This window comes from Tabrizicola sp. T74, assembly GCF_057219935.1.
In genome coordinates this window covers 1-1,738 of record NZ_JBXVVT010000019.1, presented here as the reverse complement: position 1 = coordinate 1,738, position 1,738 = coordinate 1, and the positions used below count along the sequence as shown (strand labels likewise).

The following is a 1,738-nucleotide window of genomic DNA, read 5'->3' as shown; positions in this document are numbered from 1 at the left end:
GAAAGAAAGGCTGCAGCCGCGCCATCTGCGCCTCCGTCAGCCAGAAAAGGTTGCTCATCGCTCAGTCTCCTTACGGAGGCTGAATCACGCCACAGACGCAAGATCAATGGGTCCTGACCCTAGGCTGTTCGGCAAGGAACTATGCTGGTGCCGAGTGGGCGTCCTCACCTTGAGCCGAGAAGTCGCCTGCGAACTGCCCCGCAACGACGGACATCTCACTGCATCGTTCGGTCGTGGTGCGATCCCGTTGTGACTGGCTGTCATCCTGCCGCCTAGTTGGAACGACACCGGGAGCGATCTGAGCGGCAAGTTCAAAGCAAGAAGAGCCCGGTCCACCAAACCACCTAGTAGCAGTTTGTTCGCCAAAGCATGTAGGTTGGGAACGTCAGGCTTGCCTGAAGGATCACCAGTATCCAGACACATACACAACTTCCCAAGCACATCTGGCTGAAGAATGGCAGCCACAACACCGTTAACCATAGCATTCCCGTCGAAGTTGCGTTCGTCAAACTGGTGCTGTCAGACGAATGCGAACGGCATTGTCAGAGGAATCGCCACACTGACTGGCTGCCGCCCCCTCGACTATATCTGGGGGCATAAGTCACTATCTTCCAAGGCGTTTGCCGTGAAACCGAGCCGCGCAACCCAACAACCGAGCGATGATGAACCTAGCAGACTGGTTTCCTCTGACAACGCCCCTCCACACGCCTGCACCTGATCTCGGCGGCGAACAGCGGGCCAAATCTGTTCCACCAGAGCCGCACAGTCTCGTGGCTTATCTCTATACCACGCTCGTGCAGCAGATCCTCGACGTTTCGAAGCGACAGAGGGAACCGGATGTAGAGCATCACCGCCAGGCGGATGATCTCAGGGCTCGTCTTGAAGTAGCGGAAGGTGGAGCGTTTGGTCATCCGGGCAGGCTAGCCAGGCATCATGGTCGTCTCAAGGCAAGTTCTTCTGACAACACCATTGGTGGCGTCTCTGTAGCGCGTGAACCCCGCTAACCCCAGGAAACAGGGAAGAATTTGCCGTCGGAACGGAGAGAGCAGGGATATCAAGGGGTTGGTGGCGGAGAGGATGGGCCTGATATCCAACCTTCTCCACCTGTAAACTATTGGTATTGCTTAGATCGCCTCGGGCTTGCGCGCATCAGGCGGATCTGGACCCGGCGCTCGCGCTGCAGGTCCTTAACATTTCGCGGTGACAGCGGGAACCGGATTCTGAGCATCGCCGGCGGTCGGATGATCACGAACTGGCCTTGAAGTTAGGGGGCCGCTTGCTCATCAGAAATGGCTAGCAAGCCACGCTGGTCGGCGGGCTAAGTTCAACAGACAACACACCTCCGAGGAGTGCACGAGCTGGCCGCGGTGTTCTCGCAAGTCTGACCAGTGTCGAAGTACAGCTGCTTGGCCTAACAGAACTTGCTCGACCGTGAGGTCGGGCAGTCTAGTTGATGCACTGGGGAAAGGAGGCAGCCTAAGCTCCGCGAGCAGCGCGCGGCCACGCGTCTCTCAAAGTCCGGTTCTTGCCGTTAGTACGTTTCGTCTGACCTTCTGGCTAGCCAGACACCGCGGCCCGCGCCATAAGTGTTAAGCTTGGAACACTCTTGCTCTACCTAGGGTCAGGACCCATTGATCTTGCGTCTGCGGCGTGATTCAGCCTCCGTAAGGAGACTGAGCGATGAGCAACCTTTTCTGGCTGACGGAGGCGCAGATGGCGCGGCTGCAGCCTTTCTTTC

Annotated in this window: 1 pseudogene; it reads right to left on the bottom strand. The window is 57.7% G+C overall.

From position 1 onward, the window contains the following. Nucleotides 1-704 precede the first annotated feature (704 nt). Nucleotides 705-911: pseudogene (locus AC2EAL_RS21760) on the bottom strand (IS6 family transposase); the annotation flags it as partial. Nucleotides 912-1,738 lie beyond the last annotated feature (827 nt).